General features: G+C 66.2%; 19 protein-coding genes. 15 read left to right on the top strand and 4 right to left on the bottom strand.

Annotated features, from left to right (window positions below; all coding sequences use genetic code 11):
* Nucleotides 1-108 precede the first annotated feature (108 nt).
* From ribH to Pla123a_RS13835, 7 genes are all read left to right on the top strand, one after another.
* The gene (ribH, locus tag Pla123a_RS13805; RefSeq protein WP_146587893.1) at nucleotides 109-579 is read left to right on the top strand and encodes a 6,7-dimethyl-8-ribityllumazine synthase; all 471 of its coding nucleotides are present in this window, start codon (nucleotides 109-111) and stop codon (nucleotides 577-579) included.
* 80 nt (nucleotides 580-659) lie between these two features.
* Nucleotides 660-1,052, top strand: a complete 393-nt coding sequence (nusB, locus tag Pla123a_RS13810) for a transcription antitermination factor NusB (RefSeq protein ID WP_146587895.1) — start codon at nucleotides 660-662, stop codon at nucleotides 1,050-1,052.
* A 92-nt stretch (nucleotides 1,053-1,144) separates the two neighbouring features.
* Nucleotides 1,145-2,077: a signal recognition particle-docking protein FtsY gene (gene ftsY / locus Pla123a_RS13815; RefSeq protein ID WP_146587897.1), complete on the top strand. Its 933-nt coding sequence runs from the start codon at nucleotides 1,145-1,147 to the stop codon at nucleotides 2,075-2,077.
* 245 nt (nucleotides 2,078-2,322) lie between these two features.
* The gene (locus Pla123a_RS13820; RefSeq protein WP_231956460.1) at nucleotides 2,323-3,675 is read left to right on the top strand and encodes an outer membrane beta-barrel protein; all 1,353 of its coding nucleotides are present in this window, start codon (nucleotides 2,323-2,325) and stop codon (nucleotides 3,673-3,675) included.
* A 513-nt stretch (nucleotides 3,676-4,188) separates the two neighbouring features.
* Entirely contained in the window at nucleotides 4,189-5,553 is a 1,365-nt protein-coding gene (locus tag Pla123a_RS13825) for an ammonium transporter (RefSeq protein ID WP_146588203.1), read from the top strand.
* A 1,229-nt stretch (nucleotides 5,554-6,782) separates the two neighbouring features.
* Nucleotides 6,783-7,130 carry a P-II family nitrogen regulator gene (locus tag Pla123a_RS13830; RefSeq protein ID WP_146587899.1) on the top strand — a complete coding sequence of 116 codons (348 nt, stop codon included), beginning with the start codon at nucleotides 6,783-6,785 and terminating at the stop codon, nucleotides 7,128-7,130.
* Between the two features lie 57 nt (nucleotides 7,131-7,187).
* Complete coding sequence (locus Pla123a_RS13835; RefSeq protein ID WP_197527948.1) at nucleotides 7,188-8,144, top strand: carbohydrate kinase family protein; 957 nt, start codon at nucleotides 7,188-7,190, stop codon at nucleotides 8,142-8,144.
* Nucleotides 8,145-8,921: 777 nt separating this feature from the next.
* Here Pla123a_RS13835 and ccsA read toward each other — a convergent pair.
* The 4 genes from ccsA to Pla123a_RS13855 all read right to left on the bottom strand — a co-directional run bounded on the left by ccsA (nucleotide 8,922) and on the right by Pla123a_RS13855 (nucleotide 16,037).
* Nucleotides 8,922-12,746 carry a cytochrome c biogenesis protein gene (gene ccsA, locus Pla123a_RS13840; RefSeq protein WP_146587903.1) on the bottom strand — a complete coding sequence of 1,275 codons (3,825 nt, stop codon included), beginning with the start codon at nucleotides 12,744-12,746 and terminating at the stop codon, nucleotides 8,922-8,924.
* 9 nt (nucleotides 12,747-12,755) lie between these two features.
* The gene (locus Pla123a_RS13845) at nucleotides 12,756-13,850 is read right to left on the bottom strand and encodes a hypothetical protein (protein WP_146587905.1); all 1,095 of its coding nucleotides are present in this window, start codon (nucleotides 13,848-13,850) and stop codon (nucleotides 12,756-12,758) included.
* A gap of 254 nt (nucleotides 13,851-14,104) precedes the next feature.
* The gene (locus Pla123a_RS13850) at nucleotides 14,105-15,613 is read right to left on the bottom strand and encodes a helix-turn-helix domain-containing protein (RefSeq protein ID WP_146587907.1); all 1,509 of its coding nucleotides are present in this window, start codon (nucleotides 15,611-15,613) and stop codon (nucleotides 14,105-14,107) included.
* Nucleotides 15,614-15,707: 94 nt separating this feature from the next.
* Nucleotides 15,708-16,037: a hypothetical protein gene (locus tag Pla123a_RS13855; protein WP_146587909.1), complete on the bottom strand. Its 330-nt coding sequence runs from the start codon at nucleotides 16,035-16,037 to the stop codon at nucleotides 15,708-15,710.
* Nucleotides 16,038-16,303: 266 nt separating this feature from the next.
* Here Pla123a_RS13855 and hisN point away from each other — a divergent pair, with 266 nt between their 5' ends.
* From hisN to Pla123a_RS13895, 8 genes are all read left to right on the top strand, one after another.
* Entirely contained in the window at nucleotides 16,304-17,149 is an 846-nt protein-coding gene (gene hisN / locus Pla123a_RS13860; protein WP_146587911.1) for a histidinol-phosphatase, read from the top strand.
* A gap of 110 nt (nucleotides 17,150-17,259) precedes the next feature.
* Nucleotides 17,260-17,523, top strand: coding sequence for a 50S ribosomal protein L28 (gene rpmB, locus Pla123a_RS13865; RefSeq protein ID WP_146587913.1), 264 nt, complete (start codon nucleotides 17,260-17,262; stop codon nucleotides 17,521-17,523).
* A 46-nt stretch (nucleotides 17,524-17,569) separates the two neighbouring features.
* Nucleotides 17,570-17,860, top strand: coding sequence for an Asp-tRNA(Asn)/Glu-tRNA(Gln) amidotransferase subunit GatC (gatC, locus tag Pla123a_RS13870; RefSeq protein WP_146587915.1), 291 nt, complete (start codon nucleotides 17,570-17,572; stop codon nucleotides 17,858-17,860).
* 77 nt (nucleotides 17,861-17,937) lie between these two features.
* Nucleotides 17,938-19,476, top strand: a complete 1,539-nt coding sequence (gene gatA / locus Pla123a_RS13875) for an Asp-tRNA(Asn)/Glu-tRNA(Gln) amidotransferase subunit GatA (protein WP_146587917.1) — start codon at nucleotides 17,938-17,940, stop codon at nucleotides 19,474-19,476.
* Between the two features lie 76 nt (nucleotides 19,477-19,552).
* Nucleotides 19,553-21,040, top strand: a complete 1,488-nt coding sequence (gene gatB, locus Pla123a_RS13880) for an Asp-tRNA(Asn)/Glu-tRNA(Gln) amidotransferase subunit GatB (protein ID WP_146587919.1) — start codon at nucleotides 19,553-19,555, stop codon at nucleotides 21,038-21,040.
* A 6-nt stretch (nucleotides 21,041-21,046) separates the two neighbouring features.
* Nucleotides 21,047-22,174, top strand: coding sequence for an NAD(P)/FAD-dependent oxidoreductase (locus Pla123a_RS13885; RefSeq protein WP_146587921.1), 1,128 nt, complete (start codon nucleotides 21,047-21,049; stop codon nucleotides 22,172-22,174).
* Nucleotides 22,171-23,430, top strand: coding sequence for a lactate racemase domain-containing protein (locus tag Pla123a_RS13890; RefSeq protein ID WP_146587923.1), 1,260 nt, complete (start codon nucleotides 22,171-22,173; stop codon nucleotides 23,428-23,430). Before Pla123a_RS13885 ends, Pla123a_RS13890 begins: the two co-directional genes overlap by 4 nt.
* Nucleotides 23,431-23,485: 55 nt before the next feature.
* Nucleotides 23,486-25,060 carry a DASS family sodium-coupled anion symporter gene (locus tag Pla123a_RS13895; RefSeq protein WP_146587924.1) on the top strand — a complete coding sequence of 525 codons (1,575 nt, stop codon included), beginning with the start codon at nucleotides 23,486-23,488 and terminating at the stop codon, nucleotides 25,058-25,060.
* Nucleotides 25,061-25,234: the final 174 nt, after the last annotated feature.

Consider the following 25,234-nt stretch of genomic DNA (forward strand, 5'->3'; position numbering starts at 1 on the left):
AGCAGCTGGGTTGGATTTCCTATCCCGACAGGCAACGCACTGTCTGGCGCCCACAGACTCCGTGCTAATATCGGCCCTTGAGTCAGGCCAATCACCCTCAATAAGCCAATGAACGTCATTACCCCCGTGGACGCACCCGACAACTGCCGCTTCGCGATTGTGGTCGCCGAGTGGAACAAGTCGATCACCCAGAAGCTGCTCGACGGCGCCGTGGCGACCTTCGCCGAACGGGGCGTGGCCGAGGACGCAGTGGATGTCGCGTGGGTGCCGGGGGCCTGGGAGATCCCGGTAATCACCCAGCGGCTGGCGGACACCTGCCGGTACGCAGGGATCCTGACGCTGGGGGCGGTGATCAAGGGCGACACCGTGCACGACCACTGGATCAACGCCGGTGTGACGGACGGCCTGATGCGGATTGGCATTGAGCACAGCCTGCCGGTGCTGTTCGGCGTATTGACCTGCGAGACGCTGGAGCAGGCAATCCAGCGGGCGGGCGGGAGCGTCGGCAACAAGGGCTCGGAGTGCGCCGAGGCGGCCCTTCACATGGCCGGCTTGCTGGCGGCCCTCCCAACGCGATAATAAGGGATTGCCCGCCACGTCGGCGGGCACCGCGTCGCCCCCGACCCCCGCACTCGGCCCCCTAGGCCGGCCCCTTTCCTATGTCCGTCCGCAGCCGCAGCCGCGAGGTCGCCCTTCAGATCCTGTTCGAGGACGAGCACAACTCGCGCGACTCGGTCGCCGAGCTGAAGGACTTCCTGCACGGGCGACTCAACAACCCCGATGCCGAGGCGTTCGCCCAGACGCTGATTCTGGGGGTCCGCCGCAACCGCGGCGAGATCGACCAGGAGATCGAGCGGATCGCCCAGAACTGGTCGCTCACCCGGATGGCGGCGACCGACCGCAACGTGCTGCGTCTGGGGGCCTTCGAGATCCTGTACGGCGACACGCCCTTCAAGGTGGCGGTCAACGAGGCGGTCGACCTCGCCAAGCGGTTTGGCAGCGAGAACTCGGCGCCGTTCGTCAACGGCATCCTCGACAAGATGAAGAAGTAAGCACGCGGGGGCGCCACCCCTGGCGGGGTGGGCCGCTGTTGGCTTGCGGCCTTTACCCTCTTCCCACCGACAACTCCTACTCAACGACTGCAATGGGCCTATTCGACAACTTCAAGAAGGGACTCAAGAAGACCGGCGACCTCTTGAAGACCGACATCCGGGACCTCTTCAAGAGCGAGGGCCGGCTGGTCGACGAGGAGTTCCTGGAAGATATCCGCGCGATCCTCTTCAAGACCGACATGGGCTACGACTCGGTCGAGGCCCTGGTCGCCGAGATCGCCCAGCAGTTCCGCGCCCGCGTGGTGCACCGTGAGGACCTGGTCGGCGCGCTGAAGGTCAAGCTGAAGGAGCTGATGGCGCAGCCGGAGTCGCCGATCGAGTTCGCCGACAGCGGTCCCACGGTGGTGATGGTGTGCGGCGTCAACGGCGCCGGCAAGACCACCTCGATCGCCAAGCTGACCCACCTGTTCAAGAGCCACGGCAAGAGCGTGATCCTCGGCGCCGGCGACACGTTCCGCGCGGCGGCGGTCGAGCAGCTCACGATCTGGGCCGACCGCCTGGGCGCGCAGATCGTCACCGGCGAACCCCAGAGCCACCCGGCCAGCGTCGCGTACCGCGCAGCAGAGCAGGCCGCCAAGGACGGCATCGACGTCTGCATCGTCGACACCGCGGGCCGCCTGCAGACGCAGCGGAACCTGATGGACGAGCTGACGAAGATCCGCCAGTCGATCGGCAAGCCGGTGCCCGGCGCTCCCCACGAGACCCTCCTGGTGCTTGACGCCACGACCGGGCAAAACGGCATCAGCCAGGCGAACAGCTTCGCCGAGGCCGCCGGCTGCACCGGACTGGTGCTCGCCAAACTCGACGGCACCGCGAAGGGCGGCGTGGTGGTCGCGATCCGCCAGCAGCTCGGCCTGCCGGTCAAGTACATCGGCGTCGGCGAGAAGCACGAGGACCTGGCGCCCTTCGTGCCCGACGAGTTCGTCGAGGCCCTGTTCGCCGACGTGATGAGCGCCGACGCCTAGCCCGCCGCACGACCGCCACAACCGGCTGCACGGGCGCCACCGTCCGTGTTTGAGCGGCCCGGAACCCTTCGCTGCGCCGCGTTGCTGCGCGCCCGGAGCGAGGATTCCCCTCATTCCGCCAGAGATGCTAGCAGGCGGACTGGCCGGGGCTCCGATACTCCTCCTCTAGCCGGTCTCGATCCTGAATCCGACCCCCCTGACTGGCCGGCTCCCTCCCCGCTTTCCTACCCGCGGAGCTTCCAGCAATGCCCTCCTTCCCCCCTCGCCAGGTCGCCCTGGCGACCGGCCTGATTGCCCTAACCGGCGTTGGGGCCTCGGCGAGTGACATCGCCCAGCCTCGATCGGTGAGGCCGTCGTCGTTCCAGTACGAACGGTACTACTCCGACGAGACCTCCCCCAGCGACGCCGTGCCGGCCCCGACGCCAGCGCCCCCAAGCAACGCGGCGCCGATCACCCCGGTTCCGGTCGCCCCCCCCAGCGCGGCCGAACCGTGCGACACATGCGTGCCGCGCTCGTGCAGCCGCCGTGACAGTCAGCCGTGGTCGCTCGGCGAGGCGGTCTGCGGCTGCGACCCGTGGATGGAGATTGGCGGCTGGACCCAGCTCGGCTACCACAGCGACTACACGCCCCTCTCGCGGCCCGGGGCCGGCAACCAGGGGCTGTCGTTCAACGACATGCCGCACCGCCTGAACCTCCACCAGCAGTGGCTCTACTTTGAACGGGTGGCCGACGGCTCGTGCGGGCTCGACTTCGGGTTCCGCTTCGACGTGATGTACGGCTCCGACGCGCAGAAGACCCAGGCGTTTGGGAACCCGGGCGCCGCCAACCGCTATTTCGGCAGCTGGGACGCGTCGCTCGACCACGGCGAGTACGGCTGGGCGATGCCGCAGCTGTACGGCGAGGTCGCCTTCGGCGACTGGTCGGTGATCGCGGGCCACTTCTTCACCTTGGTTGGGTACGAGGTCGTGACCGCGCCGGACAACTTCTTCTACAGCCACTCGCTGACGATGTTCAACAGCGAGCCGTTCGCCCATACGGGCGTGTTGGCTACCTACAGCGGGCTCGATGGGGTGACGCTGTACGGTGGCTGGACCGCCGGCTGGGACACCGGCTTCGACCAGGCCAACGGCGGCAGCAACTACCTGGGCGGCTTTAGCGGCGACATCGGCGACGACATCACCGTGACGTACATCTCGACAATCGGCAACTTTGGCGCCCGGTCTTCGGGCGGCAGCGGCTACTCGCACAGCATCGTGCTGGACTTCACCCTGACCGACAGCCTGAATTATGTGCTGCAGAGCGACTACGTTGACTACGTCGACCAGAGCGGTGCGGGCCTGAGCGACGACCAGCTGGGGATCAACCAGTACGTGTTCTACGACCTGAACGACTGCGTCGCCCTGGGGGCCCGCTTGGAGTGGTGGAAGAGCGACGGCGTTTCCTACTACGAGATGACCTACGGAATGAACTACCGCGTGAACTCCAACATGATATTGCGGCCTGAAATCCGACACGACTGGAGCCCGACTTCGGGCGCCTACGCAGACAACTCTGATCACCAAACGACTTTCGGCATCGACTGGATTCTCACCTACTAGGCGGCGCCACAAAGATTCACCAACGCAGAGCACGAAACTACTTCTAAGACGAACAACCCGGCTGACTGACCTCACAGACCCCCGGACGCGCTGCGTCCGGGGGTTCTTTGCGTTGGCGCCTACAGGTTGTGAGCGAATACGCCTAGCAACTCCCGGCGCAAAAAGCTGTGCCCAATGAGCAAGCTTCGTGTGCGCGCAAAGCCGGCGACATCAGGGGTTCGCGGCACGCGGCCCCCCCCGTTGGCGGGCCATCGAAAAAACCTAAACAACTCTCCACAAACGACTTACGACCTCGCGCACGCCGACGCCTGCTGTTCTGGCACAACCGTTGCTTTATCGCCTCGTCATAGCTAGCTATCCCTCCCCGGCCCAAGTGGGCCAAGCGTTTCAGCGACGTTGGTGGAAGACCGAGTTGCGTCGCTGAAGCGTCTCCAAAATCCTTCTGAACGATCACTAATTTCTGAGGACGACTATTTCATGACTACCGACTTTTCTTGGCGTAGTCTCGCAGCGATGATGCTGCTGGGATTCGCCGTCACGCTGATCGCCACGCCGGCGGTCCTTGCGCAAGAAGAAGCCGAGGCCGCAGAGACGGCCGAGGCCGACGCGCCAGCTGAAGAAGAAGCCGCGACTGAAGACGTCGACCTGGGTGTCGGATACGCCCTCGACAACGCTTTCCTGTTTATCGCTGCCGTGCTGGTCTTCCTGATGCAGGCCGGCTTCGCAATGGTCGAAGCTGGTTTCAACAGCTCGAAGAACGCCGTAAACATCCTGTTTAAGAACTCGATGGACATCTGCGTCGGCGTGCTGCTATTCTTCATCGTCGGATTCGGGCTGATGTACCCCGGTCTTTACGGTGTCGAGGGGATCGAGACCAAGTTCGCGGCGTTCGGCGGTTTTGGACTCGACGACTATGTTATCGAGCCAGACCGCACGTTCAGCCCGGAAGTTGACTGGCTGTTCCAGGCGGTGTTTGCCGCCACCGCGGCGACAATCGTTTCCGGCGCCGTGGCCGGACGCATGAAGGTCAGCGGCTACTTGATCTACAGCGCCATTCTCACCGGCTTGATCTACCCGATCAGCGGCATGTGGAAGTGGGGCGGTGGCTGGTTGGCCGAGATGGGCTTCCAGGACTTCGCCGGCTCCGCGGTTGTGCATGGTGTGGGTGGCTTCGCTGGCTTGGCCGGCGCAATGTTGCTCGGCCCGCGAATCGGTCGGTACGTCGACGGCAAGTCGGTGCCGATCCCTGGCCACAACATCACACTGGCTGGCCTGGGTGTCTTCATCCTGTGGTTCGGCTGGTACGGCTTTAACCCCGGCTCGATGCTGGCGTTCCAGGCCACCGGCGACATGGATGGCACGCTGCACTGTGCCGTCACCACGACCCTCGCGGCTGGAGCCGGCGGCTTGACCGCCACTCTGCTGAGCTGGGTCATGTTCGGCAAGCCCGACTTGTCGATGGGCCTCAACGGCATCCTCGGCGGTCTGGTCGGCATCACCGCCTGCTGCGATTGCATGAGCGACTGGCAAGCGATGCTGGTCGGCGCCGTCGCCGGCGTGCTGGTGATCGGTGGCATCATCCTGCTGGACAAGCTCAAGATCGACGACCCGGTCGGCGCCTGGCCGGTCCACGGTTTGTGCGGTGTGTGGGGCTGCATGGCCATCGGCATCCTGCCGAACGGCTACCTCGAAGACGGCACCACCAGCTTCATGACGCAGTTGATTGGCACCGTGTCGATCTGCGGCTGGTCGTTCGTCACGATGCTGGTCCTGTTCGGGGCTCTGAAGGCCGCTGGCCTCCTGCGGGTCTCGGCTGAGGACGAGCAGAAGGGCCTCGACATCAGCGAGCACGGCATGCAGGCCTACTCGACTCACTAGTCGAAAACAGCGGCTGCCGCGATTTGAAACCATCGACACCAAGCGGATAGAGAACGTCGAACAGATACCTGCCTGAGCTTCAGGCAAACGAGACAAGGTTCATCTCCAGTCCGGGTGGGTTTACCGCCTGGCTCGCCCGGGCTGGGAACCTTTTTAAGAATCAAACGCGGCCCAAGCAAACAACTGGGCCCAACGAGACAAGGTTCATTGCCAGCCCGGGTGGGTTATCCGCCTGGCTCGCCCGGGCTGGGAACCTTTACTAACCATCCAACCGAGTGTCCCTTCCAACTCGGGCGGGTTATCCGCCTGGCTCGCCCGAGTTGGGGGCCTCTCACGAGGCGACACTCACACGATCCAAGGTTCATTACCAGCCCGGGTGGGTTATCCGCCTGGCTCGCCCGGGCTGGGAACCTTTAACCGCAACCAACGACGTCCAACCGAGTGTCGCTTCCAACTCGGGCGGGTTCACCGCCTGGCTCGTCCGAGTTGGAAGCCTCTCAAACCAATCACTGGTCCGACCCCTGTCGGGCCCAACGACTAAGGTTCATTTCCAACCCGGGTGGGTTATCCGCCTGGCTCGCCCGGGTTGGGAACCTTTTAAAGAGTCAAACGCGGCCCGACCAAACAACCGGGCCCAATGAAATAAGGTTCATTTCCAGCCCGGGTGGGTTATCCGCCTGGCTCACCCGGGCTGGGAACCTTTGCTACGAAACAAGAGCGTCCAACCGAGTGTCCCTACCAACTCGGGCGGGTTATCCGCCTGGCTCGCCCGAGTTGGTGGGACTTTATCTTTGCCGCGGCCTACGCCCGGTAGTCTGGCAATGCAGATGCCACGCCCCATCGCCTCGTCGGCTCTTCGGAACAGCCTGGCGAGGATCCTGGAACTCGCCGCCCGATTGTTCTCCCCGGGCCCGACCCCAATCCCCGCGCCGGTCCGGCTGCCGGTTCCCCGACCGAGCAGCGGACCTCGACCGCATGCGATCCAGAAGGATGCCCCGTAAGGCTTGGGTGGGTTTTCCGCCTAACCTGCCCAAGCCGGGGTGTCCTTGATCAATCGGGCGGCAGGCCGCGTCCTCTGCTGCGATTTGTCTCGCAGGGCAGCCGGCGGCTGCGGTTCTCGGCGTCTGGCAGCCGCGTGCCGGAGAACTTGGCAAGGCCTACCACCCTTGTGGGCGGTCGGGCTATCATGAAGGCTTCTAGCAACACCACGATCCCTTCTCGCTCCCTCAATGAAACTCATCATCGCGATCATACAGCCGACCAAGCTGGAGGACGTCAAGGCGGCGCTCTCGGAAGTCGAGGTCGTGCGCCTCACGATCATGGACGTCCAGGGCTTTGGCCGGCAGAAGGGGCAGACCGAGCTGTACCGCGGCAAAGAGGTTTCGATGAACCTGCTCCGCAAGGTGCAGTTGCAGATCGCGGTGAACGAGGATTTCGTCGAGCCGACCGTCAACGCGATCCTTAAGGGGGGCCGCACCGGCGACCACGGCGAAATCGGCGACGGCAAAATCTTTGTCGTGCCGCTCGAAGACTGCGTCCGGATCCGCACCGGCGAACGCGGGCCCGAAGCGATCTGACCGCCCCCACGTGGGCGGCCATTGCGACACGACTCCTCCAACCAGGCGAGGCGGACGGTGCAAGCGTCGCGTGACGTTGTGGTGTGTGGCTCGTGCGTGGTGGACGTCTTGGTGCGTCCCGTTCCGCTGGACCGGCCAATCGGCGGCGGGCAACTCGTGCGGACCGAGCCCCTCGAGCTCGCGCCCGGCGGGATTGTCTCGAACGCCGGCGTGACGCTGGCGCGGCTCGGGATGCGGGTGGCTGCCTTTACCTACGTCGGCCGCGACGCCTGGGGCGAGCTGCTCCGGTCGCGGTACGAAGGCGAAGGGATCGACACCCGCGGGCTCTTGCCGCACGACCAGGCGCCCACCAGCACCACCGCCGTGCTGGTCGACCCGGCGGGCGAACGGAGCTTCCTGCACGCGGTCGGCGCGCCGAAGCTGCTCGACAAGCAGGCGTTCTTCGCCAACCGCGAGCTCTTCGCCGCGAGCCGCGCGATGCTGCTCGGCTACTTCCCGCTGCTCCCGAAGCTGGGGCCCGACCTCCCGGAAGTGCTGCAGTTCATCCAGGACGCGGGCTGCCTGACCGCGATGGACGCCGCGGGCGACGGCGGCACGCTCGAGGGACTGGCCCCCTCGCTGCCGTGGCTGGACCTCTACGTGCCGAGCCTCAACGAGGCCGCGCACCAAACCGGCCTGACCGATCCGGAACAGATCCTGTCCGCCTACCGCGAGGCCGGCGCCACGGGAACGATTGGCGTAAAGCTCGGCTGCGAGGGCGCGCTGCTGAGCTCGAAGCCCGGCGAGTTCGTCAGCGTCGCAGCGGTCAAACCGCCGGGGCCTGTCGTCGACACTACCGGCGCCGGCGACTGCTTCCTGGGCGGCCTGCTGTGCGGGGTCCTCCGCGGCCTGCCCCTCCCCGACGCCGGTCGGCTGGCGGCCGCGTGCGGCGCGCGGTGCGTCACGGAAATGGGCGCCACAACCGCCCTGGGCGACTACGGCTCGACCGCGAGGCTGGCGGGCCTGCCTCTCTAAGAGTAGCTCCACAGCAGTTGCCGTCCCACGAATTGCCAAGGTCGGAATCTCTCCGCACGGGCGGTGATTGGTCGTGCCGGCGGGGTTCTGTCCGCTAAAACCCGCGGAGGGGACAAAACCCCCACCGCGCTGATGCCCAGTGGACTCGTTTGTTCCATGCATGGCAGCGTTATTTGCTCCTGAGGAGACTCGCCCGCGAGGGGATTTGTCCACGCCACCCGAGCGGAAGAAACATGTGTCGCACGAGCCCCGCAAGCCGGCTCTGCCCGGCGCCTCTGGCAGCCGGGCGCCGTAGTTATTGTCCGGAATTACGGGCGGAGGGGACAAAACCCCGGCCGACCTGACGCCCCGCTATCTCACTTGCCGCTTGAATAGCAGCCTTTCTCGCTACCGGGCGACCTGCCCGCCGGGGGAGTTTTGTCCGCGTCTCCGTGGAGGAGCCTCGCGTCACCCCAACTGCCCAGCAAACGCCAATCGCGCAGCAGCACGCCCAGCCCACTGCGTATGAGAGGGGACACCGCCGAACGAGCATCGGGAATGACTGCCAGAAGGCCGCCTTCGTCACGCCTATGCGGAGGGCGACGGGCGAACCGAACAGGCCAAGGACTACGACTACCGCTATTGGACCGCGCCGGGTGGCCGTTCTCTACAACAAACCTGGTCCCCCCGAGATTTCCATGGGGAACCTAGTAGACGCGTTGATTGCTGAACTCAACACTCAGACAACCCCAACGTGCGCCGCAACCTAGTGCTCGCCGTAGGGCAACTGTCGGTCGCCTACGACTGGGCGGCCGAGCCCCCAAACCAGACCCGCCACGCGTCGCGTGGGCAGTTGGCGAGCGGCAGCAGCGGCAGGTGCGTCACGAGGGCGGTGGTCATGATCGCCAGCCCAAGCGACATCTCATCGCTGACGCCGCCGTAGGCGTGCAGGCCGACGCCGAGCTCGTTGGTGCCGAACCAGCTCCAGGTCGTCACGACGTTGCCCAGCACCGCGAGCGCCGCAAACCCACGGGGGGTGATCATCCGGCCCCAACGGGCGTGCAGGATCAACGCGTTCCACAGCACGATGATCATCGCGCCGTTCTCCTTCGGGTCCCAGCCCCAGAACCGCCCCCACGAGTCGTCCGCCCACAGGCCGCCGAGCACGGTGCCGATGAAGCTGAAGAAGAGGGCGAAGCAGAGCACGCCGTAGGTGACCCGCTCCAGCAGCCGCTCAACCTCGACCGGGTCGCCTTGGCGGGGCCTGCTGCCGACCAGCAGAGAGAGGCCGATCGATGCGGCCGCGGCGCCGATCATCGCCATCCCCCAAGTTTCATCGGCTCCGATGTGCAGCAGCGGCCGGAGCGTCAGCAGACCGGCGGCCAGCACGAAGCCGAACAATGCCGGCGTCCGTGAGGCGAGGTAGGCCAGGCCACACGCGCCCGCCATGAACGTGGCGCTGTAGCCGAGCGTGATGCACACGACGTGGGTCGCGAGCCAGAACTGGGTGTCTAGCACCGCCTGCATCACGGTAAACGTGTCGCCGTCCTGCCCGAGGAAGTACGCGATGATCATCGTCAGGAAGCCGGCCGCGGCGCCGAGGGCCGTGCCGAGCCGCACGCGGTAGACGCCGTCGATCAGCAGGCCGAACACGACCATCGCCCAGCCGATGAACACCGCCGACGAGTAGAGGTTGGTGACCGGCGGCCGGCCCGAGATGTAGAGCCGCCCCACGATCGCGTAGGTGTGCAAAGCGAGTGTCACCGCGACGATCGCCATCGCGGTGCGGCCCAGCACGCGCGGCGCAACCACCCAGGACAGCACGGCGGCGACAAAGGCGGCCACGTAGAGCGCGGCGGCGACCGAGAACGGGCTGAACTCGTTGAACGACTGCTCGAACCGAGCCTTGGCGAGGCTCAGCCGCTCGGCCGGCTTGAGGGCGCCGACCGCCTCGATGTTGAGCGGCGAGTTCAGCTGCTTCTCGAACTTGGCGTACTCGGCCTCGAGTTCGTCGAGGCTCTCGCTGAACGCCCGCAGGTCCTGCTCGCGGTACGCGGCGATCGCGCTGTCGAGCGCGACGACCGGGGGTTCGCCCGCGCCGCCGTCGCGTCGCTGCATAAAGGCTTGGATCTCGGCGTCGACCACCGTCTTCCAGGTGTCCTCCACGCCCGACGGGGGCACAACCAGTGGGGCGCCCGCATTGCGTAGGCTCACGGCCGCCTGGGCGACCGCGGTGGCAAAGCCGCTGGGGATCTCTTCCCGGTTGAGGATATCAAACGAGCGGTATGCCCCGTCCATCACACGGTACTGGGTCACCTTCGAGGCCAGCTCTAATACCTGCCGCTGAAACAGCGAGCGTTGTTCCTCGGGGACCTGAACCGCTAGGTCCACCTGCCGGCTGAGCTCGGGCGCCGTTTGTCCGCCCTCGGGATTAGCGGGGTCGTCTGGCTTGACGACCGCGGTCTTCTCGTTGACTTCGTTCAGGCTGTAGCGGAACGACCCGGTGCGGGGCTCCAGGCCCAGTGCGTTGAGCACGTCCAGGTTGGTAATGCGGAACACGCGGTAGTCGTCGGCGCCCTCTCGACCGGAGATGACGTCGAGCATCCACTCGACCGCGGTGACCTTCTTCTTGTCTTTAGCGCACGCCGGGACTTCCGACTCGCTCAGACGCGACAGCCCGACCTCCTGCCGCTCGGAGATTTTTTGCAGCACCGTCCGGGCGTAGCTGTCGTACGGCTTGACCCGCCCACCCTCAACCATAGCGAGGGCGCCGAAGCGTTCGACCGGCATCGCCCCAGGACCGCGGTCCTGCGGTCGGGCCTTGCCGAGCACGTACCCCGCCGCCAAAACCGCGACCACCGCCGGCACGAGCGCCGCGGGCGATCTCCACGATCCACCACGCTTCTTTTCGGGGCGATCTCCAACCGGCAGAAGCTCTCGCTCGCGGCGGTCGAAGAACCTTAGCAGCGTCTGCCCGAAGTGAGAGAACAGCCCCAGACCGACCATGGTGCACGCCAGGTACGGGATCAACCGCCCCGTGTTGGTGACGACCTGCAGAACCGTGGCGGTCTCGCTTGGGTCAAAGCTCAACTGGTAGAGCGTGTCGCCCGCGTGGCGGGTCGGGTTGTTCATCGAGATGTGCGCCTGCCGGTCCACGCTCCGCGAGTCGTCGTGGATGATGACGTCCGACGAGTAATTCTTGGCGGTCGAGGTGCCGATGAACTTATCGAAGCTGAAGTCGATCAGCTCGACCGAGTACGGCTTGTACTGCCGCTTCATCCGCAGGGCAACCTGGTAGGTCTTGCCGTCGACCTCTACCGGCTGGGGGTTCAGCCCACGGTTCTCGCGGTCGATCGCGGTTGAGAAGAGGTACACGCCCAGGGACTCGTCGGTTTCGGGGTCCAGCAGCTCCGCGTAGAGCGACGGCATATCGGACCGCTGCTTGCGGTCGACGCCGCTCACCTGCTTCACCCCCGCCGCGCTGATACCCAAGCCGGCGCCCTTGGTCGATGGGTACTTGGTTCCCGAATTAAGCGGAACCAGGAACGAGTTAAGCTGGAACTCGAGCGGCTTGATCTTGAAGGGCAGCCCCTCGGCCTCGACCACACCTCTGTTCGCAAGGTAACCCTGCGGCACCACCGTCACGACATCGTGGCCGGGATCCGAAGCGTCAACAATCGCCAGCTCCGAGGTGCGGCTATCGACGGCGTAGTTGCTGCTGCCCCCTTCGGGGATGAGCATCTGGCCCTCGTCGGCCGTGTAAACGATCAGCTCGCCGAGCATCAGCACCATCACGCCCGCGTGCAGCAGCACGACGCCGCTCCGCTTCTTGAACAGCAGCACGCAACCCACGTAGCCGATCGCAGAGACCGCCATGCAGACCGCGAGCAGCCACAAAATCCGGAGCCCGGACGGGTTCAGCCGGACCTCGGGGTTGGCGTACAACCAGATTGCGACCGCGCCAACGACGAGCGCCACGCCACCGGCGAGCGCACGCTGAGGGGACAGGTACGCCCTGGTGCTGGCAGCGAACAGGTAGCCAGCAAACAACGCGACCCCAGCCACCGACACGCGCAACGCGTGCCACAGCAGCGACTGCACGCCGGCGGTGAACACCCCTTCGACGGCGCCGCGTTGATCGGCGATGACCAGCGCGGCCGCCAGGCCAACCCCAATCGCCGTGATCGCCACTCCGGCCACCAGGCGACTGCCGCGGGCGTTGACGCGGAAGCGTATCGAGTGGGCCGCCAGCAGGTTGATCCCGAGCAACGCGCCGAGCAGCGTGCCGCCGGGGAACCAGAACCCGCCCGGCACGTTGTCGATCGGCGAGCGGGTCCAAAGCTCGAACAGGCGGGCGAAGGCCTGGAAATCGATCCACGCAAACCAAACGCGGAAGTAGGTCTGCTCGACCACCTGCCACACGCCCTGGTCCTTCTGGGCTAGGGTGCCCATGAAGATCAGGAAGATCAGCAGAGCGAACAGCGTCACGGTCAGACGCAGCGAGGCGACGACCTCGAGCACCGCCATCAGCGGCGACCGCTGCGACGACGCGCGCGGGGGCGTAGTGCGCCCGCTCGTTACGGCCGCCGCTTGCTCATCCTGCACAATCTCGCCTGTGGCCATGAGGCCTCCTTACGGAACATTAAAGTGCACGGTCGACAGCCACTGGCGGAAGGTATCGCGATTCCCACTGACGGTCGCGGCCGGCCCGCGTAGCTTGAAAAACCAAACCATTGGCCCGCGTTCGACCATGGCGGCCAGCGTGTTCTTTTCGTGGTCGTCCGACAGCAGCTCGAAGTAGGTGGCGTCCTGCTCGTCGAGCCGGATCGAATCGGTGATCGCGTCGAGGCCCTCCTCGGTGACCGGTGACATGCTGTTTTCCCCCAGCCAGCGGTTGGCGTTGCTCAACACGCTTGCGATATCGGGCGCTCCGGCCGGGAACGCCATCCCCGTAACCTCTGCTTCACTTTCCCCCTCGCCAACGCGGAGATTCACGACCCGCATGCTTGTCGGGGCGACCTCACGCCAGCCGTCGGGCAGCTCGTGCACAAGGGGTTTGGAAAGACCGCTCGGCGGGGCGCTCGCCATCGGGGGCGTCGAAGCGGCGCCCGGCATGCCGCCCGCCATTGGGGGCATCATGGCCGAGGCCTCGGCTTCTCCAGAAAGGTCAACAATCACTGCGCGGCGGTCGCCCAGCTTGATCGATTCGAGCTGCTCGGCGTCGCCTGCTGCGATGGGCTCTAGCCCGAGTTGGCCCCGCCAACGGTTGACGTTGTCCAGCACCGAGGCGTCCCAGTCGTCGGCCAGGCCGAGGCCGATCACCGAGAGCTCGACCGGCTGGCCGCTGGTCGGAATCACCAGGGTCGCCAGCCGCATCTGCGACGCCGGCCGCTCGGTCCAACCAGCCGGGGTCTCCCACACGGGCCGGCCGGCTTGCTCGTCGAACGCAACGGAATTCAGGAATTGCTTAACCGAGTCGGCAACCTGATCGACAGACTCGACCGGTCCCATCACCTTGAAGAACCAGGCCCGCTGCTCGCCTTCGAGCATGGCGGCGATCATCCGACTCGGCGTCGCCTGGGCCGGCGGCGCCGACTGAGCGGCGGGCGCCGACCGCTCCTTCGGAACCGTGTACGTGCGGATTTCGTCGGCGGGCTGACAGCCGGCCAGGACAGCAAGCAGCGCCAACGACAGCGTCGCCGAGAGGGGCAGAGCAGGGCGGGTCATCGGGGTCCGTCGGCACGTAGGCGCCGGCGGCCTTGGGTGAGAAAACGCGGGTGAGGAAAGACGCGCCGGGGCAAGCAGCCTGCCGCCGGTGGTTTCAATCCCGCATTATAGGAGTTTCGGCTCGGCGATTCCTACCCGACTCGACCCGCGTCGGTTTGTCGCACCTGCCGTCAGCCACCGCAGAGGCAAGACCCACCCGCCTGCAACTTCCTGCAGTCGGACGCGCCCCTCGGTCGGCCCCGCTAGCCGAGCGGCTAGTTGTTCATGCCGATAAGGCCGAGGAAGCCCTCGATCAGCGGGCTGCCGAGCGAGTACGGCTCGTCCCACGCCCACATCGTCCGCAGGAGATCGGCCGCCATGATAGCCGAGACCGCCATCAGCATGGCGCTCAGCCCCAAGAAGGCGACGATCCAAACCGGGAACACGGCTTCCTGAGCCATCACCGGAGAAGCCGTAGCGCCGGGCACGCCCATCGTCACGGCCGAGGCGTCGGTCAGCTGGACCTCGTCGTCCTCCTCCAGCCCTGGTTCCTCGACAGCGTCGAGGGCAATAATCTGCGAGCTGTCGTCCTCGTCCTCATCGTCGCCGTCGTCAGAAGGCTGCAGATTGAAGTCGGGGCTCGAAGCAAACGCGGTCGAGCCTTCCAGCGAGACCTCCGACGCGCCACCAATCGCGAGCGAGTCGCCGCTGGCGGCAAGCGAGTCGCCCAGGTCGAGCGACGAGCCCAGCGACGAGCCGCCGAGCGCGAACGAACCATCGTCCAACGCGAGGCCGCTGTCCGACGGCTTGAGGTTGATGCCGCTGTCGCCGCCAGAAAGCGTGAAGTCGTCGTCCGAGGCGTCCAGCACCATGTCGTCCGACCCGTCGGACTGGAGATCGGAGCCCGATTGCAGGCCCGCGTCCGACGCGGCCAGGTCGAGCTCGAGCTCGTCGTCTTCGTCCGCGGCGAGGGAGAAGGCGTCGCTAGCGGCCGGTGCACCCGAGGCAGAAGAGCCCTCGTCGAGCGACTCGAGCGAAAGCTCGCTCCCCATGCCCGACGGCGCATCGGCCTTCGGCTTGACTGCCGATTCCTCGGCCGCACTCTTGGCCGCGGCCTGCGCGGCGGCGATGTCCTGGGCCTCGAGGATCCGACTCGATTCGGCCTCCAGGTCGAATTCGAGTTCCTCGAGGTCTTCAAACTTGCCCGCACCCGACCCCGATGCCCCCAGCAGGTCGTCGTCGTCGGCCAGGCGGACGTCGCTCATGCCGGCAGCTTCGTCGGGGCTAGCGAACTGGAGGTCGTCGTCGGAGGGTTCGTTGCGGAGTTGCGAGCGTCCGATGATCGTGCTTGGCGGCCGGTCGGGCGAGTCGCCGAGCTCTTCTTCGCTCAGCAGGATCGACTCGTTGTCGTCGTCGCCCTCGGCTTCGACGGTGGGCTCGTCGAGTGCGGCGAGGTCGAGGTCCGAAACCTCGGCCGAGGCCTCCTTCTTCTCGGCCGGCTCGTCGATTTCGATGGAGTCGCTCTCGGAAGCCAGGGCGAGCGAGCTCAGCCCGGTGCTCTCGTCAGAATCTAGCGAGATTGAATCGCCGAGATCGATCCCAGACGGCAGATTGCCGCTCTTGATGTCCTCGACGAGGGAGTCTATTTCCTCGGTGCGGAACTTCCAGCTCGCGCCATCACGGTAGGCCCGGACCTTGCCCGACTCGCGGATCTCGTTGAGCTGATCCTTGCTGATCCCGAGCTGGGTCGCGGCGTCTTCGAGTCCGATGAACTTGTTTGCCATGGCGTTCTGTCGTCTAACCCGGTCCGTTAGACCGGGACTCCAGACACCAGCACGGCTCCTCCGCGTGGGCGTCAGATGGTTTATCTAAGCGTTCCTACCGCTCAAGCCCGCTCCGCACTTCCTCTGGCAGGGGGCTCTCGCTATTAAATTGCAACATCTGCAGGTCCCAAGAGACGTTCCTGACGCTCTTGAGTGCTAGCTTACCGCTCAGCGGATCGATGTGATACACAGCAACCACCGCGCGGTTTACGTCCGCCACGACAACCGTGTGGGGCCGACCCTCCTGCTCGATCACGTGTGTGACTAAACCCACCTGGGCAGGCGGCAGGGTGACAGGCTGCTGGGCGCCCAACCACTGGCTCCCCCACGAGAGGGCGACCAAGCAAGGGATCGCAATCAGCAAAACGCGGCTCGTTCCGGTCATCTTGACGGCTCCTTCGGGTGTGTCTCGAACCGCGCGGCGGCGGCCGAAGACCGTTCCTGGTAAGAACCGGCAGGCGTAACCTCATTCTAAAAGGGCGCCCAACCGATTCAAGCTAAATCCTCTACCGCAAGGCATTTGAGACGACCCGCGTATCCTGCGCGACACGCAAATCCCGCCCGGGCGGACCCTGTGAATTTAGACCGTGGCGCCCCGCACAGCCATACCGACCGTTTGCGGAGAAGACGCCGCCCGGTAGGCTGATTGGCATGAACAGCATCCCCGCCAATTCCGCAGAGGTTACGCACCGTTTGGCCACCGCGGTTGCGATCGCGATGGAGGCCGGCGAAGAAACACTTAAGCTTTTTCGCAACAAGGACTTAAAGGTCGACCGCAAGCAGGACAGCTCGCCCGTGACTGCGGCTGACCGAGCCTCCGAAACCCTGTTGCGTGAGCGTATCGCGGCCGCCTTTCCAGACGACGGTATCCTGGGCGAGGAGTTCGGCGAAACCGCCGGGACCTCGCCATTCCGCTGGATCCTCGACCCGATCGACGGCACCAAGTCGTTTATCCACGGGGCCCCGCTCTACACCACACTGGTTGCGGTTACCTACACTCCGCCCCACGAGAGCGACACCGAGAGCGAGCAGCCGCTCATCGGCGTCATCCACTCGCCAGCCACGCGTGAAACCGTCTATGCCGCGACCGGCGGGGGCTGCTGGTACCGCACCGGAGACAGCCCCCCAACCAAGACGCAAGTCTCTGAAACAGAACAACTTAGCGACTCACTACTGCTGACGACCGATGTCGCGGCGATGGCGCGAGAACGGAACCCCGCAGCGCTCGACGCCTACCTCGAGCTGATGCACGCCTGCCGTCTCAGCCGAACTTGGGGGGATGCCTACGGCTACCTCATGGTGGCAACCGGGCGTGCCGAAGTAATGATCGATCCCAAGCTCAGCCTCTGGGACGCCGCGGCGCTGAAACCAGTCATCGAAGAGGCGGGCGGGGTCTACACCGACTGGCAGGGCGAGCCGAGCATCCACTCGGGAGACGCGGTCGCCACCAACCGGCGGGTCTCCGAGCAGGTGCTTGGCTTCACTCGCGGGAAGTAGGCCGGGTCTAAGGGGGCCTCTCGCCATTGTGGCATCCCGAGAATCGGCTATATTGGCGGACTTCGGATAGACCGAAGCAAAGCAACACACACGAGTTAGGAGCGGAGCAGATGGCTCGGCAGTGCGAGATTTGTGAGAAGCAGGCCCAGATGGGCAATCAAGTCACGACCCGTGGTAAGAAGAAGTACCTCGGCGGCGTCGGCACCAAGGTCACCGGCATCACCCGCCGGCGGTTCAAGCCGAACTTGCAGCGCGTGAAGGTTGCCGGCCCAGACGGCAAGAACCGCCACGCGCTGGTTTGCGTGTCGTGCATCCGCTCGGGAGCGATCGCGAAGGTCGTCCGCCAGGCGCCGTTCGTCGTGCCCAGCAAGTAGCGTCGCTGCGAATCGCTGCCACCAAGTCAGGAATGACGGACCGCGGATGTCCATCTCCCGCCAAGAGGTCGAGAAGGTTGCGCTGCTCGCCCGGCTCACGCTGAGCGACGACGAGGCGCAGCTGATGACGCGACAGCTCAACGACATTGTATCCTATGTCGACGAACTGTCGCAGGTCGATACCGACGGCGTTGAGCCGATGGCCCACGCCATCGAGGTGCACAACGTCCTCCGCCCCGACGAGGTCCGCGACAGCCTTCCCCGTCAGTCGGCGCTAGCCAACGCGCCCAAGCATTCAGGCGCCGGCTATCTCGTGCCCGCCGTGCTGGGCGACTAGCTCCCCGTTCCACCGGGTACAGTGGCGCCGGCTGTGGGGCGTCGCTGCCGGCAACCCCGCTAACCGTCTGCCTGGGTATGACCCTCGTCGAACAATCCGCCGCCGACCTGCTCAAGCAGCTCGCCGCGGGCGAGTTGACTTCTCGCGAGCTCACCCAGGCGTACCTGGATCAGATCGAGCAGCACGACGCGCGGGTCGGCGCCTTCCTCCGCGTCAACGCCGAGGCGGCTCTCAAGCAGGCCGACACAATCGATAGACGCCGCGGCGCGGGCGAGCAAATCGGGGTGCTGGGCGGCCTGCCGGTCGCTGTCAAAGACCTCCTCTGTCAGACCGGCGAGCCGACGACCTGCGCCTCGCGGATGCTGGAAGACTTCCGGCCCCCCTACGACTCAACCGTGGTCGCCAAGCTCAAGGCGGCCGACGCGGTCCTGCTGGGACGCACCAACATGGACGAGTTTGCCATGGGCGGCTCGACCGAGAACTCGGCGTTCCAGCCGACCCGCAACCCGTGGGACCTCGAACGCTCCCCCGGCGGGTCGAGCGGCGGGGCCGCCGCGTGCGTGGCGGCCGGCATGGCCCCGCTCTCCATCGGAACCGACACCGGCGGTTCGATCCGGCAGCCCTCGGCCTTCTGCGGCGTCGTGGGGATGAAACCAACCTACGGCCGGGTCAGCCGCTACGGTCTGGTCGCCTTCGCCAGCAGCCTCGACCAGGCCGGCCCCATCTCCGGCACGGTCGCCGACACCGCGCTGCTGCTGCAGGCGATCGCCGGGCACGACCCGCGCGACTCGACTTCGCTCAATGCCCCGACGCCCGACTACACCGCCGACGTCGACAAGCCGCTCGAGGGCCTGCGGCTAGGAGTGGTCAAGGAACACTTTGGCGAGGGGCTCGACCCCGAGGTCGACTCGGCCGTGCGGGCCGCGATCGCCGCCTACGAAGCGCAGGGCGCGAAGATCGTTGAGCTCTCGCTGCCGCACAGCCGCTTCGCGGTCGCGACCTACTACGTCATCGCGCCGTGCGAGGCCTCGAGCAACCTGGCCCGCTACGACGGCGCCCACTACGGACGCCGCACCGAAGAGCGGGCGATGCTCGCGTCGCTGCAGGCAGAACGCAAGGCCGCTCAAGAAGCGGGCGATGCCGACGCCCTCGACAACATCGACACCGCGCTGGTGCGGATGTACCGGCAGAGCCGCTCCGAGGCGATCGGCCCCGAGGTCAAGCGACGCATCATGCTCGGCGCCTACGCCCTCAGCGCCGGCTACTACGACGCCTACTACCTCAAGGCCCTGAAGGTCCGGCGGCTTATCCGCCAGGACTTCGACCAGGCGTTCGAGAAGGTCGACATGATCGTCGGCCCCACGACCGCCGGACCCGCAAACAAGCTCGGCGAGTTCGCCGACGACCCACTCGGCATGTACCTGCTGGACCTGTACACCGTCAGCGCCAACCTGGCCGGACTGCCGGCGATGAGCCTGCCGTGCGGAGCGACCAAGAGCGGCATGCCGATCGGTCTACAGCTGCACGCGCCGCCGCTGGAAGAATCCCGACTGCTGCGCGCCGCCCGGATGTTCGAGCAGAGCGGCGTGTGGAAGAGCAAACGGTGCGCGTTGTAGATTGCCCCACCCCCGGCGGGGTGGGCCGGACGGGCTCGCAGCCGACAGCCAACAGCAGATAGCCAACAGCTTCCCTATGTACACCACCGTCATTGGCCTGGAAGTCCACGTGCAGCTCGCCACGAAGAGCAAGCTGTTCTGCGGCTGCAGCACGGCGTACGGGGCCGAGCCAAACACCCAGACCTGCCCGGTCTGCATCGGCATGCCGGGGTCGCTTCCGGTGATGAACGAAGAGGCGGTCGCCCTCGCCATCGAGACCGGGCTGGCGCTCAACCTGCAGATCGCCAAATTCACCAAGTGGGACCGCAAGCAGTACTTCTACCCCGACCTGCCAAAGGGGTACCAGATCAGCCAGTACGACCTGCCGATCACCCACGACGGCTGGCTAGAGATCGAGGACCCGAAGGGCGCGTTCGAGCCCAAGAAGATCCGCATCCTCCGCGCTCACCTCGAGGAAGACGCCGGCAAGAGCCTGCACGACGAGTCCGCCGGCAAGGGCGACACGCTCATCGACCTCAACCGCACCGGCACGCCGCTGCTGGAGATCGTCAGCGAGCCCGACCTCCGCAGCTCCGCCGAGGCCAAGGCCTACCTGACCGAGCTGCGGCTGCTGCTGACCTACCTGGGGGTCTCCGACTGCAACATGCAGGAGGGGAGCCTCCGCGTGGACGCCAACGTCAACCTGCACATCCCGTCCGACGCCGCCGCCAACGACGACAACGCACAGGACGGCAAGATCGCGACCCCCATCGTCGAGATCAAGAACATGAACAGCTTCCGCGCGGTCGAGCGGGCGATCGACTACGAGGCCGACCGCCAGTACCGCGAGTGGAAGGAGACCGGCCGCCGACTCGGGCAGTCGCCCAAGCAGACCCGCGGCTGGGACGACGCCGCCGGCGTCACCCGCGCCCAGCGGAGCAAGGAGGAGTCGAGTGACTACCGCTACTTCCCGGACCCCGACCTCGCGCCGGTGGTGATCTCCGCGGAAGTGGTCGCCAAGGTCCGCGAGCGGCTGATCGAGCTGCCGGCCGACCTCCGCAAGCGGCTCGTGGCCGACTACGGACTGTCGCTCTACGACGCGGACGTCATCGTCAATCAGGGCCGGCCCACGGTCGACTACTACCTGACGGTCGCCGACGGCTCGGGCGACGCCAAGTCGTCGGCGAACTGGCTGACGCAGGACGTCCTCCGCACCCTCAAGAATCGTGAGCTCGCGATCGAGGAGTTCAGCATCCCCGCCGAGCGGCTCTCCAACTTTGTCAAGAAGATCGGGGCCGGCGAGCTGCCCAGCGCCCGGGGCCGAGAGGTGTTCGAGCTGATGGCCGACGACGGCCTCGAGGTCGACGCTGCCATGGACAAACTCGGCATTGCGCAGGTCGACGACTCGGAGATTGAGTCGCTCTGCCAAGAGCTGCTGGACGCCAACCCGAAGGTGGTCGCGGACGTGCAGGGCGGCAAGCAGCAGGCGATCGGAGCCCTGATCGGCCAGGCCAAGAAGAAGAACCCCAACATCGACCCCGGCAAGTTCCGCGCGACCTGCCTGGCGTTGATCGCCAAAGGCTGATCCCACGTGACCGCAAGCCAACCGAGCTGCGATGTCGCTGTGATTGGCGCCGGCGTCGTCGGACTGTCGGTCGCGGAAGAGCTGCTCTCCCACGGCCTGACGGTTACGGTGTTCGACCGCCAGCGGGCAGGGCGCGAGGCCTCCTGGGCGGGCGCCGGCATCCTGCCGCCCGGGTCCCGCTACTCTTCGCATCCGGCCATCGAGGAGCTTGCCGCCCTGTCCGACCCGCTCAACGAGCGGCTCTCCCAGCGGCTTCGCGAGTTCACGGGCCTGGACGACGGGTTCTGGCGGTGCGGCGCGCTCTACTTTGCCGGCGACGACCGGCAGCACCGCGAACTAGCTGCCATGTACGACCGCTGGCGGGGACGCGGCATCGCGGTCAACGTGATCGACCAAGCCGACCTGGCCGATCTGGCGCCGTACGCTTCGGACGAACTCGAGCGGTTCGCGGCCGAGGGTCGCGCGCACTACGTGCCCAGCGAGTCGCAGGCCCGTAACCCACGGCGGCTGCGAGCTCTGACGGCCTTGTGCCAGGCGTGGGGCGGTCGGGTGATTGAACACAGCGAGGTGGTAGAGATCGCGGAAAGCCCGGAGCAGGTGACGCTGCGGCTGGCGGATGGCGATCGCTTCGTCGCGGGACGCGTCGTCATCGCCAACGGCGCCTGGGCGTCGCGTTTTCTCCCGCAGCGGGACGGAATCGATTGGGTGCGGCCGGTACGCGGACAGATGCTGCTGCTCAGCCGGCCCGAGTCGATCGAGCCCTTGGGCATGAACTTGCACGTCGGCCCGCACTACCTGGCCCCCCGTACCGACGGCCGCGTGCTGGCCGGCGCGACGGTTGAGGAGGCGGCATTCGACAAGTCGACCACCGCCGCGGGCTGCGGACGGCTGCTGCATTTTGTCAATCAAACCGGCTTGGGCGGGTTGCGTCTCGAGCAGGCGTGGGCGGGCTTGCGTCCGGCGACCGCCGACGAGCTGCCGCTGATCGGGCCTGCGTCAGAACGCACCTATGTTGCGGCGGGGCACTTCCGTGCGGGTTTGCAATTCGCCAGCGCCACGGCGATGCTTATCAGAGAGCAGATGCTCGGGCAGCCGCCCACCATGGATGTCTCTCCCTTCCGGATTGATCGATGACGCTCTTCTACGCCCACGGCAGCGCCGACATTGACCTGACCACCGACGACCTCCGCTCCGCCCTCGCCAGCATGCTGGAACAGCTTGGCGACCGCCAACGCGTGATGGCGGTGCCGCCCGACATGTCGCGGGCCCACAGCCAGGCGGGCCCAATCACCTGCCTGCTGCACGAGTTGCTCGGCGAGCGGCTGACCGACGTGATGCCGGCGCTCGGCACCCACAAGCCGATGACCGACGCGGAACTCGCCGAGATGTACCCCGCTGTGCCGCGGGAGCTGATCCGGGTTCACCGCTGGCGGGACGACATCGTCACGCTCGGCGAGGTGCCCGCCGACTACGTCAGCGAGCAGACCGAAGGCGCCTGGACCGACGCCTGGCCGGCCCAGACGAACGACCTGATCGCCAACGGCGGGCACGACCTGATCCTCTCGATCGGCCAGGTAGTGCCCCACGAGGTGATCGGCATGGCCAATTACAACAAGAACATCTTTGTCGGCGCGGGCGGCGTGCGGGGAATCAACGAGAGCCACTACCTGAGCGCCGCCTACGGCATGGAGCGGATCATGGGCCGCGCGGACAACCCGCTGCGGCGGATCATGAACCGGGCGCAGGACCTGTACTGCGGCGGCCTGCCAATCGTGTACGTGATGACCGTCGTGAGCGACGGCAAGATCCGCGGGCTGTTCATCGGCGACCACCACGACTGCTTCGAGCGGGCGGCGGAGCTCTCGCTGCAGGTTAACTTCGACATCCTCGACCGGGCGCCGAAGAAGGTCGTCGTGAGCCTCGACCCGCACGAGTTCCACAGCACGTGGCTGGGCAACAAGTCGATCTACCGAACCCGCATGGCAATCGCCGACGAGGGCGAGCTGATCGTCCTGGCGCCGGGCGTGCGGATGTTCGGTGAGGACCCCGAGATCGACCGTCTGATCCGGAAGTACGGCTACCGGCCCTCGGCAGAGGTCCAGCGGCTGGTCGCCGAGAACGAGGACCTGCGGGGCAATCTGTCCGCCGCGGCCCACCTGATCCACGGCTCGCCCGAGAACCGGTTCCGCGTGACCTACTGCCCCGGTCATCTGAGCCGGGACGAGATTGAGGGGGTCGGCTACGGCTACGGCGACCTCGACCAGATGAATGCGCAATACCAACCCGAGAATTTAACGCACGGCTGGAACGAGGTTCGGGGGGAGCGTATCTTCTACATCGCGAACCCCGCGCTAGGCCTCTGGGCGCACGCGTCGCGTTTACCTGCTTAGCGCTTACATCGTATTCAGCGGCTGCGAGCGCGTCTCTCCTCGAGCCTGAGTCCTCATGCAGACGCACGCTAGCGAACCACGCAGCCTGGTCGGACTAGCGGTCTGCGTTGCAGTTGGGGCCGCGCTGTGGTCGCTGCCGACCCCTGTGGGGCTCACGACCCCCGCGTGGCACATCTTCGCGGTGTTTGCCGCGACCATCTTCAGCTTCCTCATCCGGCCGCTGCCGATGGGACCGTGTGTGCTGCTGGGACTGCTGGCGCTGACGACCTCCGGCGACCTGCGTCTCGCGACCGACGACTATGCCGTCGTCCTCGCAGGCCAGGCCGACGGGGCGACTGCCGACGAAGTCGCTGCTGCGCGGGAGTGGCTGGCAGAGCACAAAACACTCGACAGCGCGGGGATGAAGCAGGCGCTCGGCAGGGCGCTGGCCGGCTTCGCGGACACCACCACTTGGCTCGTGGTGTCGGCGTTCATGATTTCCGGCGCCATGATCCGGTCGGGGCTGGGGCAGCGAGTTGCGCTCTCTATGGTGACCCTGTTCGGACGCACCACGCTGGGACTCGGCTACGCGATCGGAGCGGCCGAGCTCATCCTTGCCCCGTTCGTGCCCTCCAACACGGCCCGTGGCGGCGGCGTGATGGCGCCGATTGTCAACTCGCTGTCGCAGGTGCTTGGCTCCCGGCCAGAAGACTCGCCGAAGAAGGCAGGGGAATACCTGGTGCTGGTCGGCGCGCACGCCAACCTCATCACCGCGGCGATGTTCCTGACCGGCATGGCTGCCAACCCGCTGGTCAACAAGGCGGCCGAGGACGTGTTCGGCCCCGAGGCTAAGCTGAGCTGGGGGCAGTGGCTGCTCGGGTCGTCGGCGCCCGGGCTGCTGAGCCTGGCGCTGCTCCCGCTGGTGATCTACTGGCTTGCCCGACCCGAGGCAACTGCTTCCGGCGAGGCGTGCAAGAAGGCCCAGGCCGACCTCCAAGAGATGGGCCCCTGGACTCCCAAGCAGCTGACGATGGGGGCGATTCTGGTCTCGATGCTGACGCTCTGGATGACGGCCCCCCTGCAGCAAATGTGGATCGGGTTTTCGCTGCACACCACGCTAGTCGCGTTGCTGGGGGTCGCCGCGATTGTCGTCCTGGGGGTCGATTCGTGGCGAGAAGTCACCTCGACCTCCGGCGCCTGGGACGCCCTGATCTGGCTCGGCGGGCTGGTGAGCATGGCCAACGCCCTCCGCGAGACCGGCTTCACCGGCTGGTTCGCCGATTCGGTAGGGGGCCATGTCACCGGGCTCTCGCCGCTGGTGCTGGCGGTCACGCTGACGCTGGTGTACTTCTTTTCGATGTACGCGTTCAGCATGCTGACGGGGCACATCATGGCGTTCGCCGGGGTCTTCTTCGCGACGGCGTTGGCGGCCGGCGCGCCGCCGCTATTGATGGTCGCCCTCATCGCCTACTTCTCGAACCTCTGCGGCTGCACCACCAACTACTCGACCGGTCCTGTTGTGATCTACTACGGGCTGGGGTATGTCACCGCTCCCAAGTGGTTCTATGTCGGGTTTGTGGTGGGGCTGGTGCACCTGGCTGTCTGGCTCGGAGTGGGACTCCCCTACTGGAAGCTGCTCGGCTGGTGGTAGCCCCTCATGCCGGCCGTGACGGTTGGACCGGTTGGGACGACTATCGCTGATCCGATTGCGACAGTCCTCGGCGTTGGGCGTTGCTCGCCAGCCGCGGTTCTCTGACCCCCGCGGCAGGCGCGGGCCGCCAGGCGACCTAGGTTTCTGTGGAACACTGCGCCCGATGCCCACCGA

It is taken from the genome of Posidoniimonas polymericola (genome assembly GCF_007859935.1).
GTDB lineage: Bacteria > Planctomycetota > Planctomycetia > Pirellulales > Lacipirellulaceae > Posidoniimonas > Posidoniimonas polymericola.

What these genes read in the sequence shown, in the direction of transcription:
- ribH (WP_146587893.1), top strand. Translation starts at nt 109, where the DNA reads ATGAACGTCATTACCCCCGTGGACGCACCCGACAACTGCCGCTTCGCG.
- nusB (WP_146587895.1), top strand. Translation starts at nt 660, where the DNA reads ATGTCCGTCCGCAGCCGCAGCCGCGAGGTCGCCCTTCAGATCCTGTTC.
- ftsY (WP_146587897.1), top strand. Translation starts at nt 1,145, where the DNA reads ATGGGCCTATTCGACAACTTCAAGAAGGGACTCAAGAAGACCGGCGAC.
- Pla123a_RS13820 (WP_231956460.1), top strand. Translation starts at nt 2,323, where the DNA reads ATGCCCTCCTTCCCCCCTCGCCAGGTCGCCCTGGCGACCGGCCTGATT.
- Pla123a_RS13825 (WP_146588203.1), top strand. Translation starts at nt 4,189, where the DNA reads ATGATGCTGCTGGGATTCGCCGTCACGCTGATCGCCACGCCGGCGGTC.
- Pla123a_RS13830 (WP_146587899.1), top strand. Translation starts at nt 6,783, where the DNA reads ATGAAACTCATCATCGCGATCATACAGCCGACCAAGCTGGAGGACGTC.
- ccsA (WP_146587903.1), bottom strand. Translation starts at nt 12,746, where the DNA reads ATGGCCACAGGCGAGATTGTGCAGGATGAGCAAGCGGCGGCCGTAACG.
- Pla123a_RS13845 (WP_146587905.1), bottom strand. Translation starts at nt 13,850, where the DNA reads ATGACCCGCCCTGCTCTGCCCCTCTCGGCGACGCTGTCGTTGGCGCTG.
- Pla123a_RS13850 (WP_146587907.1), bottom strand. Translation starts at nt 15,613, where the DNA reads ATGGCAAACAAGTTCATCGGACTCGAAGACGCCGCGACCCAGCTCGGG.
- Pla123a_RS13855 (WP_146587909.1), bottom strand. Translation starts at nt 16,037, where the DNA reads ATGACCGGAACGAGCCGCGTTTTGCTGATTGCGATCCCTTGCTTGGTC.
- hisN (WP_146587911.1), top strand. Translation starts at nt 16,304, where the DNA reads ATGAACAGCATCCCCGCCAATTCCGCAGAGGTTACGCACCGTTTGGCC.
- rpmB (WP_146587913.1), top strand. Translation starts at nt 17,260, where the DNA reads ATGGCTCGGCAGTGCGAGATTTGTGAGAAGCAGGCCCAGATGGGCAAT.
- gatC (WP_146587915.1), top strand. Translation starts at nt 17,570, where the DNA reads ATGTCCATCTCCCGCCAAGAGGTCGAGAAGGTTGCGCTGCTCGCCCGG.
- gatA (WP_146587917.1), top strand. Translation starts at nt 17,938, where the DNA reads ATGACCCTCGTCGAACAATCCGCCGCCGACCTGCTCAAGCAGCTCGCC.
- gatB (WP_146587919.1), top strand. Translation starts at nt 19,553, where the DNA reads ATGTACACCACCGTCATTGGCCTGGAAGTCCACGTGCAGCTCGCCACG.
- Pla123a_RS13890 (WP_146587923.1), top strand. Translation starts at nt 22,171, where the DNA reads ATGACGCTCTTCTACGCCCACGGCAGCGCCGACATTGACCTGACCACC.
- Pla123a_RS13895 (WP_146587924.1), top strand. Translation starts at nt 23,486, where the DNA reads ATGCAGACGCACGCTAGCGAACCACGCAGCCTGGTCGGACTAGCGGTC.